The organism is Nocardioides sp. SR21, from assembly GCF_022761125.1.
Lineage (GTDB): Bacteria > Actinomycetota > Actinomycetes > Propionibacteriales > Nocardioidaceae > Nocardioides.
Window position 1 is genome coordinate 120823 of sequence record NZ_JAKWJR010000003.1, and the last position, 16007, is coordinate 136829.

Below are 16007 nucleotides of genomic sequence, written 5' to 3' on the forward strand. Positions count from 1 at the left end.
GGGGTACCCGCTCTGTGACGTGGCTAACAGGCGGGCTCGATCAGTTGAGCATCCGCATGGTCGGCGGGACCCCACCGCCCCGGTGCACGTCCTCGACCAGCTCCTGGAGCGCCGTCAGGGCGACGTTCTGCGACATCGGCCCGTAGGAGAGCCGCGCGACACCGAGCTCCTGCAGACGGGCGAGGGACGGTACGCCCGGGATGCCGATCATGGTGAGCCGCTGCGGACCGTAGGCGTCGACGAGCGTCGACACCTGGTCCTCGTCGAGGCGGGCGGGCACGAAGACGACGGGCGCGCCGGCGTCGAGGAACGCCTTGCCGCGCGTCACGGCGTCCGCGAGGACCTCCGCCTGGTCGCGGTCGCGGCCCCTCACGAAGGCGTCCGTGCGGGCGTTGAGGACGAAGTCGACGCCCTCCTGCTCGGCGACCTTCATGATCTTCTCGACGTTGGCCGCGGCCTCGGCCAGCGGGCGCATCTGGTCCTCGATGTTGGCGCCGACGATGCCGAGCCCGATCGCGCGGCGGACGGTCTCGGCGGGGTCGCCGTACCCGCCCTCGAGGTCGGCGGTCACGGGCAGGTCGGTCGACGCCGCGATCCGGGCGGCTGCCTCGAGCATCAGGTCGACGGGGATCTGCTCGCCGTCCTCGTAGCCGTACGACGCCGCGATCGAGTGGCTCGCGGTCGCCAGCGCCGTGGTGCCGTCGACGGCCGCGACGACCTTCGCGCTGATGACGTCCCAGACGTTGACCACGGTGAGCAGGTCGGGCGCCTGGTGCAGCTGCAGGAGGGTGGATGCCTTGTTCTGGGTGCTGGAGTCGGCCATGTCGGCCACGGTACTCAGCGGAAGGTGAGCCACAGCCCGACGAACGTCGGTACCACGCCGATCAGCAGCCAGGGCGAGAGCATCTTGAACTGGTGGATCGCGCGGAACACCGCGACCGCGATGACCCCGAAGGCGCCGGCCAGGATGTTGAGGCCGATCTGTGCGTCGGTGCGGGAGTCGTCGACGTACATCGCCGCGATCACCAGGCCGAAGGCCAGGTGCACGATCGTGGTGGCGGCGAGCACGGAGAGCACCCACTTCTGCACCGGCTCGAGGTGCATCGAACCGCTCGCGCGCGACTTCACCTCGCGGCGCGGGTTCGCGGGGTCCATCAGGTGACGGGGACGCTTCTTCGCCTGGGGCTCGGACACGCCCCCATCCTCTCAGGCGGCGGCTGGGACCCGACGGCGGGCGAACACCAGCGAGCAGAACAGCACGAGGTACGCCACGATCGCGGCCAGTGCGGCGCCGAGTGCGATGCCGAAGCTGAGGTCGTAGAGGTCGTCGGAGTAGCCGAAGAGCTGCGTCAGCAGCGAGAGCTGGCTGTCCTCGGTGTCACCGAAGTCCGGCATGAACGCGCCGAACGCGAAGAGCGCCAGCCAGGTGATCATCTGCGCCCAGGCCTGGAACGTCGTGAGCGCCCGGGGGCGCCCGTCCTGGGTGTACGCCAGGATCGTGCTGATCAGGAGCGCGATCAGCACCACCGGCACGACCGAGAACAGGAACACCAGCAGGAACCAGCCGCCCACGCCGAACACGATGCGGCCCATCCAGACCCACACGAGCAGGAACAGGTTGACGGGGATCATCCAGAGGAGAACGGCGCGGCCCACGGCCGCACACTAGGGCTCCAGCCACCAGGGGCTCGTGTAGGCCACGCCGAAGTCGTTGCCGGGGTGGCCCTCTGGTCCAGACGTCCCGTTGCGCTGCGAGGGGTCGGCGATCCGCACGAGGAACCAGTCGCCGTCGGCGACGTCGACCGGCACGTCGAAGGTCACGAGCGGCCCGACCTGGAACTCCTCGACATGTGCGACCGTCGGGGCGCCCGAGCCGGAGCGCAGCACCTGCGCGGTCAGCGGGCGGCCCACCCAGTCGTCGTCCCTGGCCAGGTCCAGCCGGATGCGGACGACGCCGCGCTCGATCGGCAGGGTCGAGCCCATCCGGCGCGGGCGGCCGTCGTACGGCGTCGCGGTGGCGTCCACGCGCAGGCCGGAGGTGCGGGTCGCGAAGAACCGCCGGGCCCGCATCGCCTGCTTCACCCCGCGTCGCGTGTGCTGCTCCACCCAGAGGCCCGTGCGGCCCTTGCCCTCGGGGAAGCCCCAGTCGGTGCCGTGCTCGTCGGTGACGCCCGTGATCCCGGTCCGCCAGCCGGCGTCGAGGCAGGCCACCAGGGGAGAGGTCTTCCCGTCCGCCCAGCCCTCGAACAGGAAGTCGTCGGTCCGGTTGAACATCTCGAGCGACACCACCCGGTCGCGCACCCGCGGGTCGTAGGTGAACTCCTGGAAGCGGCCGGGCTCGCGGCCGGGATGGTTGAAGCCGGCGAGGCCGCCGGCGCCGCCGTCGAGAACCAGCCCCGGCTCGCGGCGCAGCCAGTCCAGCAGCGGCTGCATCAGGCCGGCCTGGAGGACGTCGACGTAGTGCTCGGTGAACCACACGTTCACGTGCCCGAGCAGCGGCTCGGACCACTCGAAGCCCCGGATGGCGGTGAAGGTCCCGTCGAGGTTCGCGGCGTCGGCGTACGCCCCGGTCTGCTGCCAGCCGCTCCGGGTCAGCCCGCCGAGCTGGGTGTACTCGGGCGGCAGGATCCCGGCGAGCACGTCGCCGAGCAGGTTGTCAGAGATCGTCGCGTGGTCGGTCAGGGCGGCGACGTCCAGGCCGGCGTCGCGCATCGACTGGAACGCGAGCGCCGGGTCACCGTCACCGTCCGAGAGCAGCGTGTGGTTGTGCAGGTCGGCGTGCACGAGACGGGTGCCGCGCGTCAGCCGCGAGCGGCGGCCCGCTCCGGTGCCGGCGATCGCGGGCACCGTGGGCGCCAACGACCCGGCGAGCAGCAGTCCACCGGCAGCTCCGAGCGCGGTACGTCGCGTCATTCCCTCGCACATGACCGTCCAACGCCGGAAACTCGGATGCGTTCCGCCCACGACGGAGTCATCCTCGAGAACTATGGACATCCAGCAGGTGTCGTGGGACGACGCAGAGGCGGTACGCCGCACGACGGAGATCAATGAGGCGGTCCGCCTCTTCGAGCAGCCGTGGTCGCACCCGTACCTCGCCGAGACGACGGCGCTCTCGATGCGCTACGGCTGGGACGGCGAGCCCACGGACCACTACCTCGTCACCGTCGACGGCACCGACGTGGCGGTCGCGCAGTACGAGACGGCGACGTACGACAACCACCACATCGCGTGGTTCGGCGTCGACGTGCACCCCGAACACCGTCGGAACGGGCACGGCTCGGCGGTCCTCGCGTTCCTCCTGGAGCGGGCGAGGAAGGACGGCAAGACGTCGGTCGGGATGGACAGCTGGGCGATGTCCGGGCCGGAGGCGTTCGCGGCTCGGCACGGCTTCGAGCGCAAGCAGGTGTCGGTCAACCGGCGCCAGCGGCTCGCGAAGGTCGACCGCGCCACGCTGGACCGGCTGCACGACGAGGCCCTGGCCGCGGCCGCCGACTACGAGCTCGTACGCCGCGTCGGGGCGACACCCGAGGCCGAGCTCCCGGCGCTCGCGAAGCTGACCGAGGCGATCAACGACGCGCCCCTGGACGACCTCGAGATCGACGACGAGGCCTACCCGCCGGAGCGGATCGTCGCGTACGAGTCCGCGCAGGCGGGGCAGGGGCACGTCCTGCACCGGGTCTACGCGCGCCATCGCGGGACCGGCGAGCTCGCCGGGCACACCGTGGTCGCCGTCGAGGGGCTGCGCCCGTCGATCGCGCACCAGCACGACACGTCGGTCGTGCGCTCCCATCGCGGGCACCGGCTCGGGGTGCTGCTGAAGACCGACATGGTGCGCTGGCTGGCCGAGACGCAGCCGCAGGTCGAGACGATCGACACCTGGAACGCCGAGTCCAACGACCACATGATCGGTGTCAACGAGGCGCTGGGCTACGAGATCCTGTCCCGGGCCTACGCCTACCAGCGGTCCCTCTAGACGAGGTACGACCTGGTCCGGCGGATCTCGTCGGCCGCCTGCCGCACGACGCGGTTGATCAGGTCCTCGCAGCTCGGCAGCTCGTCGATCACCCCGACGACCTGTCCGCTGGCGAGCACGCCCGCGGACGTGTCGCCGTCGACCAGTCCGGCCTTGAGCATCATCGGCGTGTTCGCGGCCAGTGCCATCTGGCCGAGGCTGCGGCCCTGCGCCTTCTTCATCGCCCGCCCGTCCTTGGCGAGGCCGGCCCACGACATCCCGCTGGTGCGCTTGAACTCCAGGGTCCGGCGCATCGTCGGGCCGAGGCGCTTGAGCGCGCTGGTGCCCTCGAGCTCCTCGACCAGCTCGGTGCGCAGCATCCGGTGCGGCATCCCGTCGACCTTCGCGGTCACCACGGTGTCGGTGAGGCCCTTCTCCAGGTAGAGCCGCTTCACCGCGTCGGGTACGGCGGAGTCCTGGGTCAGCAGGAAGCGCGTGCCCATGCCGATCCCTCCGGCGCCGTACGACAGCGCGGCCGCGAGGCCACGCCCGTCGAAGAAGCCGCCCGCGGCCACCACCGGGATGTCAGCCCCCGAATCGAGCAGGGCGTCGAGCACGGTCGGGAGCAGCAGCGTGGTCGGCACCGGGCCGGTGTGCCCGCCGCCCTCGCCGCCCTGCACCATCACGGCGTCGGCGCCCCACGAGGCGACCTTGACCGCGTGCTTGGCCGCACCGATCGACGGCATCACGACGATGCCGTGCTCCTTGAGCTTGGCGATCAGCTCGGGCTTGGGCGCGAGCGCGAACGACGCGACCTTCACCCCGTGGTCGATGAGCAGCTGGCAGCGGTCGGGCGCGTCCGCGGCGTCGGCGCGCAGGTTCACGCCGAACGGCTGGTCGGTACGCCCCTTGACCTCGACGATCGCGGCCTCGAGCTCGGCGAACGTCATCGTCGCGCTGGCCAGGATGCCGAGCCCGCCCGCGTTCGCCGTACCGCTGACCAGGCGCGGGCCGGACACCCAGCCCATGCCGGTCTGCACGACCGGGTGCCGGACGCCGACCAGGTCCGTGAACGGCGTGCGGATCAGCTGCTCGATCACTGCGGGACCTCCTTGAAGCGCAGACCCTTGGGGTCGAGCACCTCACGGATGATGATCAGCTCCTCCAGGGTGGGCTCGCGCGTCGTCGGGACGTCGGCCGGCAGGTCGAGCTCGAAGCCGGTGGCCTCACGGACCTCGTCGACGCTCACGCCCGGATGCACGCTGAGCAGGCGCACCGTCTCGTCGGCACCCTTGACGTCGAAGACCCCGAGGTTGCTGACGATCCGGTGGATGTCGTTGTAGCGCGTCGCCGCCGGCCCGGCCTCCCGGGCGAGCTGCGGCCCGACCCCGGAGACGATGTCGACGCGCTCGACGAAGACGCGGGGGGAGTGCTTCGGGACCCAGTACGACGTGCGGTTGTTCACGGTGTTGCCCGGCGCGCCGCGGCTGCCGAGCAGCTGGCGCTTCGGCTGCGCCCAGGCGCCGATCGCGGAGATGTTCTGGTTGCCGTGCCGGTCCACCTGGGTCGCGCCCATCATCACGTGCCGCTTGCCGTAGGCGACCACGTCGAAGACCTTGCGGAACGGGATCCAGCCCTCCACCACGTCGCCCTTGGCGAACAGCGGGGGGACGCCGGCGAGGAACAGCGACTCACCGTCGGAGATCACCAGGTCCGGGTTGCTGGTCAGCTTGGCCAGCCGGACGCCGAGCATCGGCAGCAGCCCCATCGGGCTGCCGAAGATCTCGCCGTCGTCCTTGAACGCGTCCGCGATGGCCGCGGCGCACACATCCGCGCGGGTGCTGGCAGTCATTTCTGGCGCGCTCACTTGGCCTCCTCGGCGAACGCCGCGACGGCGGCTTGGTACGACGCTTCGTCCCCGCTGAGGAAGCGCTCCTCGAAGGCGGCCCACTCGTCGTCGGTCCCGCCCGCGGCGGCGGCGTACGCCCGCTGGAACCTCTCGTCCCGCTCGTAGTCGGGGGAGCACATCGTGAAGTGCGCGCCGTTCGGCGTCTCGACCACGCCGGTGACCATCATCCGGCTGAGGAGCAGCCGCTGGACCGGGGTGTCGACGGTCAGGCCCGCGGTGTCGACGACCTGCTCGACGCTCACGTAGCAGCGGTCGGCGGCCATCGCGAAGAGGTCGTCGAAGTACGGGTCGGGGCCGAGGTACGTCGCGTTGCCGTGCTGGTCGGCGCGGTTCAGGTGCACCAGCGCCACGTCGAGGTTCAGCGCGGGGACGGCGACCAGCTCCTCGTGCTGGTGGTCCGGGCCGGCGTACGGGCTGGTGACGGTCTTGATCCACGGCTGGTTGACCAGCACGTCCGAGCCCAGCCCGGCGCGCATCGGCAGGAACGGGAGGCGCTGCGCCGCGGCCTGGAGGCCGGTCTGGAACATGCCCTCGTCCAGCTCGACGAGCTCGGGGATCGTGCCCTCCTGGCGGGCCTTCTGGAAGTTCGGCTCGAGCGGGATCGAGTCGAGGCTGACGAACGCGTAGACGAGCTTGCGGATCTTGCCCGCCCGGGCGAGCAGGCCGACGTCGGCGCCGCCCCAGCTGACGATCGTCAGGTCCTTCAGGTCGGAGCGGAGGATCGCCCGGACCAGCGCCATCGGCTTGCGCCGCGGGCCCCAGCCGCCGATGCCGATCGTCATCCCGTCCTTCAGCTCGGCGACGACCTCGTCGATCGTCATCCGCTTGTCGCGTGGTCCCTTGCTCACTGCTTGCTCTTCTCCGTCCCGGCGAACTCGTCTCGGAGCTCGTCACTCACGCCGGCGAGGTTGAGCTCCATCGTGAAGCCCTGCTCGAACCGGTAGCTCTTGTTCACGTCGATCGGGTCGATGCCGTTGAGGCACTCCTTGGCGGCCCGGATCACCCGGGTGTCGTGCGCGGCGATCTCGCCGGCCACCTTCAGCGCGGCGTCGTCGAGCTGGTCGCGCGGGACCACCTCGAGGACGGAGCCGAACTGCACGAGGTCGGCGGCCTTGATGGTGCGCGCGGTGAAGTAGAGCGTGCGCATCATGTGCTGCGGCACGAGCCGCGCCATGTGGGTGGCCGCGCCGAGCGCGCCCTGCTTCACCTCCGGGACGCCGAAGTACGCGTCCTCGCTGGCGACCACGCAGTCGGCGTTCCCGACCAGCCCGACGCCGCCGCCGAGGCAGAAGCCGTTGACCGCGGCGACGACCGGGACCGCGCACTCGTAGACCGCCTTGAACGCCGCGAAGCAGCCCTTGTTGGCGCCGATGAGGGCGTCGAAGCCCGTGGTGTTCTGCATCTCCTTGATGTCGACGCCCGCGTTGAACCCGCGGCCCTCGGCCCGCAGCACGACGACCTTGGTGTCCGGGTCGCGACCGGCCTGGTCGAGTGTCGTCGCCAGGTCGAACCAGCCCTGGACGGTCAACGCGTTCACCGGCGGCGCGGCCATCGTCACCACCCGGATGCCGTCCGGGCGCAGTTCGGAAGTGATCGGCATGGTGTCTCCTGTCGGAACCAAGCAAGTGCTTGGTAGGGTACCAGTATGACGCTCGCCGTGGACCTCTCCGGACGCGTCGCGCTCGTCACGGGCGGGACGCGCGGCATCGGGCTCGGGATCACCCGGTCGCTGCTCGCCGCGGGCGCGACGGTCGTGACCTGCTCGCGCTCGGACGTCGAGCCCGTGGCCGGTACGACGCACCGGGTCTGCGACGTGCGCGACCCGGACGCGGTGCAGGCACTCGTGGGTTCGCTCGACCGGCTGGACGTCCTGGTCAACAACGCCGGTGGCGCTCCCGCGGCCGACGCCGCCACCGCGTCCCCGCGCTTCCACGACAAGATCGTCGGGCTCAACCTGCTCGCGCCGCTGCTCTGCTCGCAGGCCGCGAACGCGGTCATGCAGCAGCAGGAGACCGGCGGCGCGATCGTGAACATCTCCTCCATCTCGGCCAACCGGCCCGCCCCCACGATCGCGGCGTACGGCGCCGCGAAGGCCGGCCTCGACGCGTTGACCGCGTCGCTGGCGATGGAGTGGGCGCCGAAGGTGCGCGTGAACGCGATCGACGTCGGGCTCTGCCGCACCGAGCAGACCGACGACCACTACGGCGACGACGCGTCGGTGGCCGCGATCGAGCGGACCATCCCGATCGGCCGGATGGCGCGGCCGGAGGAGGTGGGGAACGTCGCGGCGTTCCTCGCGAGCGACCTGGCGTCGTACGTCTCCGGCGCGACCGTCGCCTGTCACGGCGGGGGAGAGACGCCCGCCTTCCTGTTGGTTCAGAAGGGACTCACATGACCAAGCTCCTCGAGGGTCGCGTCGCGATCGTCACCGGCGCGGGCCGCGGCATCGGCCGCGCGCACGCGCTCGAGCTCGCCTCGCACGGCGCGGCCGTGGTCGTGAACGACTTCGGCGTCTCGCTCGCCGGCCAGAGAGACTCCGCGGCAGAGACTCCGGCCGAGTCGGTGGTCGCCGAGATCGAGGCGGCCGGCGGTCGGGCGGTCGTCAACACCGCCGACGTCGCCGACTTCGAGCAGGCGGCCGCGATGGTGCAGCAGGCGATCGACACGTACGGCGGCCTCGACATCCTCGTGAACAACGCCGGCTTCGTCCGCGACCGGATGCTGGTGAACACCTCCGAGGAGGAGTGGGACGCGGTGATCCGCGTGCACCTCAAGGGGCACTTCGCGCCGCTGCGCCACGCCGGCGCCTACTGGCGGGCCGAGGCCAAGGAGGGCCGTCAGCGCGCGGCCCGCGTCATCAACACCTCGTCCGGCGCCGGGCTCCAGGGCTCGGTCGGCCAGGCGACCTACTCCGCAGCCAAGGCCGGGATCGCCGGCCTCACGCTGGTCGCGGCGCAGGAGATGGGCCGGTACGGCGTCACCGTCAACGCGATCGCCCCGGTCGCCAAGACCCGGATGACCGAGGGCGCCTTCGACACCTCCGCGATGGCGCTGCCCGAGGACAACTCCCCGATCGTCGCCTGGCTCGCGTCCGAGGAGGCCGGTGACGTCACCGGCCGCGTCATCGAGATCGAGGGCGGCAGGATCACCGTCGAGAACGGCTGGGCGCACGGCCCGTCGAACGACCTCGGCCGCCGGTGGGGGGCGGCCGAGGTCGGGCCGGCGCTGCGTGACCTGCTCGCGGCCGCGCCGACGCCGGAGCCGGTGTACGGCGCCTAGCCCAGGGGTCAGCCGAGCGGCTCGGTGCCGCAGCGGCCGAACCACGGCAGCTGACCGAGCGGCGCCTTCACCGTGACGCTCCGCTCGCCCGTGCGCTTCGCGCCGGACCCGTGCAGCTGCCAGCAGCCCTCGGGCAGGTAGACCGAGCGCGCGGTCGCGCCCTTCTCGACCACCGGGGCGACGAGCAGGTCGGGCCCGAGCAGCCACTCCTGGTCCTGGTCCCAGCCCTCGCGGTCGTCCGGGTGCTGCCACCACAGCGGCCGCGTGACCGGGACGCCGGTCTTCTCGGCGTTCTTCCAGAGCTTCGTCAGCAGCGGCCGGGCGCGCAGGTGCAGCTCGGACAGCTGCTTGTAGATGCGCACCGTCTGCGGGTCGTACGACCACGGCATGTGCGTGCCGTTGCGACCGCTGCCGTGCAGCCGGAAGATCGGGCTCAGCGCCGCCCACTCGGCCCAGCGGATGAACAGCTCCTTGGTCGTCTGGCCGGTCGTGTAGTCGAAGTAGCCGCCGATGTCGGTGGCGAAGCCGTAGGCGCCGCCGACCCCGCGGTTGAGCATGTCGGTGGTGAGCGAGGCCAGGCCCGAGGCGCGGTCCCAGTCGGTGGTCTCGTCGCCGGGGAAGTTCGAGTACTCGTACTTCGCGGTGCCGGGCAGGCCGCTGTAGCCGGCGCGCGTGAAGAACCACGGGTGCCGCTTCGGGTGCGCGCGGTGGTACCGGTCGAGCTCCTGGCGGGTGGCCTTGGCCATCAGCGTGAGGTACTCGTTGTGCCGCGTCACGCCGGTGGTGCCGTCCGCGAAGTGCATGTCGAAGAGGACCTGCTCGCCGTAGTCCGACATGAAGCCGTCGAAGCCGAGGTCGAGGGTCTTGCGGACCATCTTCTGCCAGAACGCGACGGCCTCGGGGTTCGTGAAGTCGATGAGCGCGAAGCGGCGGTCGTCGGTCCCGGTGACGTAGTAGGGCTCGCCGTTCGCGTGGGTGACGGCGTACCCGGCCTTGACCGGGGCGGTGTCCACGCTGAGCCACGGGCGGAGGTACGACAGAGGGTGGATCCCGCGCTTGCGGAGCTCGCGGATCATCGTCGCCTGCGGCTTGGGCCGGACCCAGGTGTGCAGCTCCATGCCGTAGTTGTTCGGCGTGCCGGGGAAGCCCGAGCCCTCGATCCGGTACGCCGTCAGCGGCATCTTGTAGGCGTCGATGTTGGCCAGGTCGAGACGCAGCATCATCTCGTAGTTCTCGACCGTCTCGAGCCGGTTGCGGACCAGCCGGTCGATCATCGGGCCGAGTGCCCACCGCGGCGGCATCGAGTGCCGGCCGGTCATCTCGGTCAGCGTCGCCGCGGACCTGCGCGGTCCGCCGGGGGCCACGATGTAGTCGAGGTGGGACGCCGACGCCGTGACGTTCCAGGCGTCCGTGCGGTCGACGGCGAGCTTGAAGCGGGCGAGCTCGGGCTGGGGGAGCAGGAAGCCGTACCTCGTGGTCCAGAACATCGCCTGCGGGTAGAACGCCCCGGCCGGCCCGTTCGGGTACATGTTCGGCTCGCCCGGCGTGGTGCTCTCGCTCGCGAAGTTCTGCTGGTTCACGAAGCTCGACAGCACCCGGCCGCGCTGGTCGAGGCGGTCGTGCCGGCCGCCGAAGCCGAAGAAGCCGTCCTCCTCGCCCGGGACGTCCGAGGTCTCGAACGAGTCGCCGAGCATCGCGACGCCGTCGGTGGGCACGGCTTCGACCTGGACGCGTACGGCGTCCTCGCCCTTCGCGCCGATCCGCACCACGAGCTCCCGGCCGCTCGGGTCGTTGGTGGAGAGCGTGAGCACCAGGACGTCGCCGTCGTGATCGACCTCCTCGACGTCCTGGGCGGAGTACCACGTGCCGCTCCGCGTGCCGCTGCGCAGGTTCGCGATCCACTCGGAGTCGGGGTACTGCTCGAGGTGCTCCTCGCCGACCATGAAGGACAGCGGCGAGTACAGCGTCGTCGTGTCCTGGTTGTCCAGGCCCGTCCCGACGGGGTCGGTCGTCGCCGGTTCGGGGATCGTGTCCTCGGCGGCGTGCGCGACCTCGCGCAGCACGGTGTTCCCGGCGCCGTCGGTGACGCTCAGGCGGAACGGGCTCTGCTCGACGACCACGCGCGCGCCGCCGGCGTCGACGACCAGCGGGTCGTCGGCGCGCTCGGGTGCGGCGCCGGCCGGGCCGGCGTACGTGAGCGGGACGAGGGTGAGCCCGAGGGCCGAGGCGGCCAGGGCGGCTGTGATGCGGGACACGACGACAGGGTACGTCCTACGGACGGACCCCGTCGGTTAAATCCTCTCGATCACGGTCCCGGTCGCCATCGCCCCGCCGGCGCACATCGAGATCAGCGCGGTCGTGGCGTCCCGGCGCTCCAGCTCGTGCAGGGCGGTCGTGATCAGCCGGGTGCCGGTCGAGCCGACCGGGTGGCCGAGCGCGATCGCGCCGCCGTTGACGTTGACCTTGTCCAGGTCGACGCGGTGCTGACCGGCCCACGAGAGCACGACCGAGGCGAACGCCTCGTTGACCTCGAACAGGTCGAAGTCCGAGATCGCCATGCCGGTGCGGTCGAGCACGCGCTGGGTCGCGTCGATGGGTCCGTCGAGGTGGTAGTACGGGTCGGATCCGACCAGGCAGTGGGTCTTGATCCGGGCGCGCGGGGTGAGGCCGAGGGCGCGGGCCCGGTCCTCGTCCATGATCAGGACGGCGGACGCGCCGTCGCTGATCTGCGAGGACGTGCCGGCGGTGTGCAGGCCGTCGGGCAGCACGGTCCGCAGCCCGGCGAGGCCCTCGAGCGTGGTCTCGCGCAGGCCCTGGTCGGCGTCGACCGTCCGCGTCTCGCCGGTCGGCGTACCGTCCTCGCCGAGCACCGGCGCCTCGAGGGCGAAGATCTCGCGCTTGAACCGGCCCTCGTCCACGGCGACGCGCGCCTTCTGCTGCGACGCGAGGCCGAACGCGTCCAGGTCGGCGCGGGTCAGGCCCCGGTTGCGGGCGATCCGGTCGGCCGCCTCGAACTGGTTGGGCATGTCGATCGACCAGTCGTCGGGCCGCGGGTCGCCGGTGCCGGCGGGGACGTTCGCCCCCAGGCCGATGCGCGACATCGCCTCGACCCCCGCCGCGATCCCGATGTCGATGCTGCCCGCGGCGACCATGTCGTGCACGAGGTGCGCCGCCTGCTGGCCGGAGCCGCACTGCGCGTCGACCATCGTCCCGGCGGTGTGCTGGGCGAGGCCCGCGTGCAGCCACGCGCGCCGCACCATGCCGTTGGACTGCTCGCCGGCCTGGGTGACGCAGCCGGCGACCACCTGGTCGACCAGGTCGGAGTCGATCCCGGCGCGGGTGAGGACCTCGTTCATCGCCTGGCCGATGAGCACGGCCGGATGGACTCCGGCCAGCCAGCCCTTGCGCTTGCCGAGGGGAGTGCGGACGGCGTCGATGATGACCGGAGTACCCATGCTCCAAAACTAGAACACGTTCTTGTCGGCGACAACCTTTGACTCCGTACCATCGGTATGTATCCTCTGTCACTAGAACGTGTTCCACTCTCGATCGCGAGGAGTCCCAGTGACCGCAACCGTCCTGCCGACCGGATTCGACTTCACCGACCCGGACGTGAATCACCGGGCGATCCCGCACGACGAGTTCCGCCTCGCGCGCCAGAACTCCCCGATCCTCTGGATCGACCAGGCGCCGACGTGGACGTCCGGCTTCGCTCCGGAGGGACAGGGCGGCTACTACGCCATCACCCGGCACGAGGACGTCGCCGCGATCTCCAAGGACAGCAAGAACTGGTCGACGGCGGAGAACGGCGCGATCATCCGGTTCCCGAGCGAGATGCTGCGCGAGCAGATCGAGCTCCAGCGCGTCATCCTGATCAACCAGGACCCGCCGGAGCACGCGACCACCCGCGGCATCATCTCCCGGGGCTTCACGCCGCGCTCGATCGCCGAGCTCGAGGAGACGATGGTCCGGCGGGGCAACCAGATCGTCCAGGACGCCGCGAAGCGGGGCACCGGCAACTTCGTCGAGGAGATCGCCGCCGAGCTCCCGCTGCAGGCCATCGCCGACCTGATCGGCGTCCCGCAGGACGACCGACACAAGCTGTTCGAGTGGTCCAACCAGATGCTCGCGGGGGAGGACCCCGACTACGCCGGCAACCAGGACGTCGCGGCGGCCGAGATCCTCGGCTACGCGATGACGCTCGCCGCGGACCGCCGGGCGAACCCGCAGGACGACCTGATCACCAAGCTCATCAACGCCCACAAGGGCGAGCGCGGCCTGACCGAGGACGAGTTCGGCTACTTCGTGATCCTGCTCGCCGTGGCGGGCAACGAGACCACGCGCAACGCGATCTCGCACGGGATGAACGCCTTCCTCGACAACCCGGAGCAGTGGGAGATCTGGAAGCGTGACCGCCCGGCGACGATGGTCGACGAGGTCGTCCGGTGGGGGACCCCGGTCACCGTCTTCCAGCGCACCGCGCTCAACGAGGTCGAGGTCAGCGGCCACACGTTCAAGAAGGGCGAGCGGGCGGCGCTGTTCTACGCCAGCGCGAACTTCGACGAGTCCGTCTTCGAGGATCCCTTCACGTTCAACATCCTGCGCGACCCGAACCCGCAGCTCGGCTTCGGTGGGCACGGCGCCCACTACTGCCTGGGCGCCAACCTGGCGCGCCAGGAGATCCGGGTGATCTTCGACGCGCTGGCCGACCACGCGCCGGACATCACCAAGCTGGCCGAGCCGACCCGGCTGCGGCACTCCTGGATCAACGGCCTCAAGGACCTCCAGGTCAAGTACGCCTAGATCGCCCTCGGGCTCAACCGCGGGCGGTCAGCACCAGGGGGCCGTCCGCGGTGATCGCCACGGTGTGCTCCATGTGTGCACCGCGCGACCCGTCCTTGCTGCGGAGGGTCCAGCCGTCGGCGTCGGTGTAGATCTCGTCGGTCGTGTGCAGGAACCACGGCTCGATGGCGATCACCAGGCCGGCCTTGAGCTTGAGGCCGCGGTGCGGGCGGCCGTCGTTGGGAACGTGCGGCTCGCCGTGCATCGTGCGGCCGACGCCGTGGCCGCCGAACTGCAGGTTGATGCCGAGGCCCGCTGCGCGCGCGACGTTGCCGATCGCGGCCGAGATGTCGCCGAGCTGGTTGCCCACCCGGGCCGCCTCGATGCCGGCGTCGAGCGCGCGTCCGGCGGTAGCGATGAGGTCGAGGTCCTCCTGGCGCGGCGTACCGACCACGACGCTGAGCGCGGAGTCCGCGACCCAGCCGTCGACGCTCGCGGCGAAGTCGACGCTGAGCAGGTCGCCGTCCTGGAGCACGTAGTCGTGGGGGAGTCCGTGCAGCACCGCGTCGTTCACGGAGGTGCAGAGGACCTTGCCGAACGGCGAGGCACCGAACGACGGGTGGTAGTCGATGTAGCAGGACTCGGCGCCGCGGTCGCGGATCATCTGGTGCGCGATCTCGTCGAGCTCGAGCAGGTTCACCCCGACGTCCGCGGCCTCCGAGAGCGCGGTGATGACGTCGGCGACGAAGCGGCCGGCGGGTCGCATCTGCTCGATCTGGGCCGGGGTGCGGAGCTCGATCATGGGTGCGAGCCTACGGTCCTCTGCTGTGGGCTTATCTGCTCGGGGCGGATTCGCTTCCGTGCCGGCGTACGGCGGCCGACGCTGGCTGCATGACCCGAACACACGACGAACAGCTGGCCACCCGGCTCATGCACCAGCGCATCCTGGTGCTCGGGGAGCCGGTCGACGACCCGATCGCGAACCGACTCTGCGCCGAGCTCCTCCTGCTCTCGGCCGAGGACCCGCACCGCGACATCAGCCTCTACATCAACTCGCCCGGCGGCTCGGTCAGCGCGGGACTCGCCATCTACGACACCATGCGGCTGATCCCCAACGACGTCAGCACGCTGGCGATGGGGTTGGCGGCGAGCATGGGCCAGTTCCTGCTCTCGGGCGGGACGCCCGGCAAGCGCTACGCGCTGCCGCACTCCCGGGTGCTGATGCACCAGGGATCCGCCGGGTTGGGCGGCACGGCGATCGACATCGAGATCCAGGCCGAGAACCTCGAGCACACCAAGGGCGTGCTGCTCGGGCTGATCTCCGAGCACACCGGCCAGCCGCTCGAGACCGTCACCCGTGACTCGCTCCGTGACCGGTGGTTCACGGCCGAGGAGGCGCTGGCGTACGGGTTCGTCGACAAGGTGCTGGACGACCTGCCGTCCCCGGTCCGGCCGGCCGCGACGTTCGGGGTGGCGCGATGAGCAGCTACACGATCCCGAGCGTGGTGGAGAAGACGCACCGGGGGGAGCGTGCCGTCGACATCTACAGCCGGCTGCTGACCGACCGCATCGTGTACGTCGGCACCGAGATCGACGACGGCGTCGCGAACGTCGTGATCGCGCAGCTGCTGCACCTCGAGAGCGAGAGCCCGGACACGCCCATCAACCTGTACCTCAACTCGCCCGGTGGCTCGGTCACCGCGATGCTCGCGATCTACGACACCATGCAGTTCATCCGGTCGTCGGTCGCGACGACGTGCGTGGGACAGGCGGGTTCCTCGGCGGCGGTGCTCCTGGCCGCCGGGGCGCCCGGGCTGCGGACCGTGCTCCCGCACGCGCGCGTGGTCCTGCACCAGCCGTCCGGCGGGGGACAGGGCACCCTGCCCGACCTCGCCGTACAGGCCAAGGAGATCGCGCGGATCCGCGCCGAGATGGAGGCGATCCTGTCGCTGCACACCGGGCAGTCGGTCGAGCGGTTGCGCGAGGACACCGACCGGGACCTGATCATGACCGCGGCCGAGGCGGTGTCGTACGGGATCGTGGACTCGGTGCTGGACTCGCGGAAGGTCTCCCCGGAATGAACGG

At 70.9% G+C, this 16007-nt stretch carries 17 protein-coding genes; 6 read left to right on the forward strand and 11 right to left on the reverse strand.

Annotation, left to right across the window (positions count from 1 at the left end; all coding sequences use genetic code 11):
- Window positions 1-40 precede the first annotated feature (40 nt).
- From MJ604_RS06585 to MJ604_RS06600, 4 genes are read right to left on the reverse strand one after another with little or no spacing between them, the layout of a single operon-like run.
- A complete protein-coding gene (locus MJ604_RS06585; protein ID WP_243057523.1) occupies window positions 41-823 on the reverse strand; it encodes an isocitrate lyase/phosphoenolpyruvate mutase family protein in 783 nt (260 codons plus the stop codon).
- A gap of 14 nt (window positions 824-837) precedes the next feature.
- On the reverse strand, window positions 838-1194 hold the full coding sequence (locus MJ604_RS06590; RefSeq protein WP_243057524.1) for a hypothetical protein: 357 nt from the start codon (window positions 1192-1194) through the stop codon (window positions 838-840).
- 12 nt (window positions 1195-1206) lie between these two features.
- Complete coding sequence (locus tag MJ604_RS06595; protein WP_243057525.1) at window positions 1207-1656, reverse strand: hypothetical protein; 450 nt, start codon at window positions 1654-1656, stop codon at window positions 1207-1209.
- Between the two features lie 9 nt (window positions 1657-1665).
- Window positions 1666-2913 carry a hypothetical protein gene (locus MJ604_RS06600; protein ID WP_243057526.1) on the reverse strand — a complete coding sequence of 416 codons (1248 nt, stop codon included), beginning with the start codon at window positions 2911-2913 and terminating at the stop codon, window positions 1666-1668.
- Between the two features lie 73 nt (window positions 2914-2986).
- On the opposite strand from MJ604_RS06600, the gene MJ604_RS06605 reads away from it, so the two are divergent.
- Complete coding sequence (locus MJ604_RS06605) at window positions 2987-3973, forward strand: GNAT family N-acetyltransferase (protein ID WP_243057527.1); 987 nt, start codon at window positions 2987-2989, stop codon at window positions 3971-3973.
- Here the strand turns inward: MJ604_RS06605 and MJ604_RS06610 are convergent.
- From MJ604_RS06610 to MJ604_RS06625, 4 genes are read right to left on the reverse strand one after another with little or no spacing between them, the layout of a single operon-like run.
- On the reverse strand, window positions 3970-5052 hold the full coding sequence (locus tag MJ604_RS06610; RefSeq protein WP_243057528.1) for a nitronate monooxygenase family protein: 1083 nt from the start codon (window positions 5050-5052) through the stop codon (window positions 3970-3972). The genes MJ604_RS06605 and MJ604_RS06610 overlap by 4 nt on opposite strands.
- The gene (locus MJ604_RS06615; RefSeq protein WP_243057529.1) at window positions 5049-5804 is read right to left on the reverse strand and encodes a CoA-transferase subunit beta; all 756 of its coding nucleotides are present in this window, start codon (window positions 5802-5804) and stop codon (window positions 5049-5051) included. The genes MJ604_RS06610 and MJ604_RS06615 overlap by 4 nt, the downstream gene beginning before the upstream one ends.
- 11 nt (window positions 5805-5815) lie before the next feature.
- A complete protein-coding gene (locus MJ604_RS06620) occupies window positions 5816-6709 on the reverse strand; it encodes a CoA transferase subunit A (protein ID WP_243057530.1) in 894 nt (297 codons plus the stop codon).
- Window positions 6706-7461: an enoyl-CoA hydratase family protein gene (locus MJ604_RS06625; protein ID WP_243057531.1), complete on the reverse strand. Its 756-nt coding sequence runs from the start codon at window positions 7459-7461 to the stop codon at window positions 6706-6708. Before MJ604_RS06625 ends, MJ604_RS06620 begins: the two co-directional genes overlap by 4 nt.
- A 45-nt stretch (window positions 7462-7506) precedes the next feature.
- Here MJ604_RS06625 and MJ604_RS06630 point away from each other — a divergent pair, with 45 nt between their 5' ends.
- Window positions 7507-8256, forward strand: a complete 750-nt coding sequence (locus tag MJ604_RS06630; RefSeq protein ID WP_243057532.1) for an SDR family oxidoreductase — start codon at window positions 7507-7509, stop codon at window positions 8254-8256.
- Window positions 8253-9140, forward strand: coding sequence for an SDR family oxidoreductase (locus MJ604_RS06635; protein ID WP_243057533.1), 888 nt, complete (start codon window positions 8253-8255; stop codon window positions 9138-9140). Before MJ604_RS06630 ends, MJ604_RS06635 begins: the two co-directional genes overlap by 4 nt.
- 8 nt (window positions 9141-9148) lie before the next feature.
- On the opposite strand, the gene MJ604_RS06640 is transcribed toward MJ604_RS06635, so the two are convergent.
- Both MJ604_RS06640 and MJ604_RS06645 read right to left on the reverse strand, forming a co-directional pair.
- A complete protein-coding gene (locus MJ604_RS06640; RefSeq protein ID WP_243057534.1) occupies window positions 9149-11395 on the reverse strand; it encodes a TIM-barrel domain-containing protein in 2247 nt (748 codons plus the stop codon).
- 36 nt (window positions 11396-11431) lie between these two features.
- Window positions 11432-12595, reverse strand: coding sequence for a steroid 3-ketoacyl-CoA thiolase (locus MJ604_RS06645; protein ID WP_243057535.1), 1164 nt, complete (start codon window positions 12593-12595; stop codon window positions 11432-11434).
- A gap of 109 nt (window positions 12596-12704) precedes the next feature.
- Between MJ604_RS06645 and MJ604_RS06650 the strand changes: the two genes are divergently transcribed.
- Window positions 12705-13943, forward strand: coding sequence for a cytochrome P450 (locus tag MJ604_RS06650; RefSeq protein ID WP_243057536.1), 1239 nt, complete (start codon window positions 12705-12707; stop codon window positions 13941-13943).
- Between the two features lie 13 nt (window positions 13944-13956).
- Here MJ604_RS06650 and map read toward each other — a convergent pair whose 3' ends face one another.
- Window positions 13957-14724 (reverse strand): type I methionyl aminopeptidase, encoded by a 768-nt coding sequence (gene map / locus MJ604_RS06655; protein WP_243057537.1) that lies wholly within the window; start codon window positions 14722-14724, stop codon window positions 13957-13959.
- 89 nt (window positions 14725-14813) lie between these two features.
- Between map and MJ604_RS06660 the strand changes: the two genes are divergently transcribed.
- Both MJ604_RS06660 and MJ604_RS06665 read left to right on the forward strand, forming a co-directional pair.
- On the forward strand, window positions 14814-15404 hold the full coding sequence (locus tag MJ604_RS06660) for a ClpP family protease (RefSeq protein ID WP_243057538.1): 591 nt from the start codon (window positions 14814-14816) through the stop codon (window positions 15402-15404).
- Complete coding sequence (locus MJ604_RS06665; RefSeq protein ID WP_243057539.1) at window positions 15401-16003, forward strand: ClpP family protease; 603 nt, start codon at window positions 15401-15403, stop codon at window positions 16001-16003. The genes MJ604_RS06660 and MJ604_RS06665 overlap by 4 nt, the downstream gene beginning before the upstream one ends.
- Window positions 16004-16007 lie beyond the last annotated feature (4 nt).

Bases quoted from the DNA above. Each gene is read 5' to 3' on its own strand.
- MJ604_RS06585 (WP_243057523.1), bottom strand. From the start codon at position 823: ATGGCCGACTCCAGCACCCAGAACAAGGCATCCACCCTCCTGCAGCTG.
- MJ604_RS06600 (WP_243057526.1), bottom strand. From the start codon at position 2,913: ATGACGCGACGTACCGCGCTCGGAGCTGCCGGTGGACTGCTGCTCGCC.
- MJ604_RS06605 (WP_243057527.1), top strand. From the start codon at position 2,987: ATGGACATCCAGCAGGTGTCGTGGGACGACGCAGAGGCGGTACGCCGC.
- MJ604_RS06615 (WP_243057529.1), bottom strand. From the start codon at position 5,804: ATGACTGCCAGCACCCGCGCGGATGTGTGCGCCGCGGCCATCGCGGAC.
- MJ604_RS06625 (WP_243057531.1), bottom strand. From the start codon at position 7,461: ATGCCGATCACTTCCGAACTGCGCCCGGACGGCATCCGGGTGGTGACG.
- MJ604_RS06630 (WP_243057532.1), top strand. From the start codon at position 7,507: ATGACGCTCGCCGTGGACCTCTCCGGACGCGTCGCGCTCGTCACGGGC.
- MJ604_RS06635 (WP_243057533.1), top strand. From the start codon at position 8,253: ATGACCAAGCTCCTCGAGGGTCGCGTCGCGATCGTCACCGGCGCGGGC.
- MJ604_RS06645 (WP_243057535.1), bottom strand. From the start codon at position 12,595: ATGGGTACTCCGGTCATCATCGACGCCGTCCGCACTCCCCTCGGCAAG.
- map (WP_243057537.1), bottom strand. From the start codon at position 14,724: ATGATCGAGCTCCGCACCCCGGCCCAGATCGAGCAGATGCGACCCGCC.
- MJ604_RS06660 (WP_243057538.1), top strand. From the start codon at position 14,814: ATGACCCGAACACACGACGAACAGCTGGCCACCCGGCTCATGCACCAG.
- MJ604_RS06665 (WP_243057539.1), top strand. From the start codon at position 15,401: ATGAGCAGCTACACGATCCCGAGCGTGGTGGAGAAGACGCACCGGGGG.